Annotated in this window: 1 protein-coding gene; it reads left to right on the forward strand. The window is 43.3% G+C overall.

Annotated features, from left to right (window positions below; translation table 11 throughout):
• Positions 1-847: IS110 family RNA-guided transposase (locus tag ACHUFN_RS20165; RefSeq protein ID WP_394224519.1), on the forward strand; the 847-nt coding region annotated here is incomplete at its 5' end.
• Positions 848-1,296 lie beyond the last annotated feature (449 nt).

The raw sequence follows: 1,296 nt of genomic DNA on the forward strand, positions 1-1,296 counted from the left end.
GGTGTCTGACTTTTGTGAAGAGCACAATGTTGATTTCATCCTAGGCCACGCGCTTTACATGAAAGCGATTCATGCGGGTAAAACGAAGAACGATAAAATTGACGCTCTTAAAATAGCGAAGCTAATGCGCGGTGGGAACTTCCCACTCGCGCATGCGTATTCAAAGGAGCATCGCTCAATTCGTGATGCGCTTCGCCGTCGCACCCACATAATGAGAATGAGTGCGCAGCTGAAAGCGCACGTTGCTAGCACAGTTAGTCAATACAACTTACCCGCATTAGAAACTCGGATGGATTTTCGAAACTCTCCGGATAGAGAAAAGATGCATCACTTCTTTCCAGATGAAGCAGTGCAAAAGAGTATGGACTTAAATCTAAATATCATCGAAACCATGGTGAGTGAGCTCTACAAAATTGAACATTATGTAAAGACTCAAGCGCAAACACACTGCGCAACAGATTTACATATTCTAAAGTCGTTTCCAGGTATCGGGAAAATTCTAGCCCTCACTATTTTGTATGAAGTTGGTGATATTAAGCGGTTTCCATCAGTTCAAAAGTTTGCCTCGTATTCTCGGTTAGTGAAATGCAAAGCTGAGTCGGCAGGTAAGGCGCATGGTACGCAGGGGAATAAGATTGGCAATGCACATTTGAAATGGGCATTCAGCGAAGCAGCGGTGTTGTACCTTAAAGGTAATGACAACGCCAAACGATATCTAGCCAAGCTGCAAAAGAGAATGAGCAAGGCGAAGGCCTTATCTGCACTCGCTCATAAAATCGGGCGATGTACTTACTTTATGTTGAAGAACCAGCAGGTATTCGATGAAGAACGCTTTTTAAACGGGTAAGTCGCATGGTGGCATGAGCTTAAACGTCTAACTGGTTTAATGGTGAGTATCTCTTTTATCGCGCGGTACTCTGCAAAAAGCAGCATCGATAAATATACCGATATGCTAAAACCTGTTGGTTTGATTAGACATGCCATTGTTGCGCATCTCTACCTTTTTACGAATTTGCTTACACCTTCACTGAGCCTGATACTAACTGGTCAATGCAGCCACTTAGATTTGAATAGGACAGAGGAAGGTTAACCGATGAATGTCTAGTGCCGTTGCCAGTCAAAAGGAATTGAAAAGAGCAACAACAAGAGCCTCTATATGTGTTTGACGTAGGCATTTCCCTAACATCAGCAATGACAGACGAAGTAAACGAGTTCTAAAAGGGCAACGGTATTGATCTTGAAATAGTGGTCAAAGGGCTATCTTTTTTCATTGACAGCCCGGAGGCTCATATGTGT

The sequence above is a fragment of the Alteromonas gracilis genome, from assembly GCF_043642145.1.
Lineage (GTDB): Bacteria > Pseudomonadota > Gammaproteobacteria > Enterobacterales > Alteromonadaceae > Alteromonas > Alteromonas gracilis_B.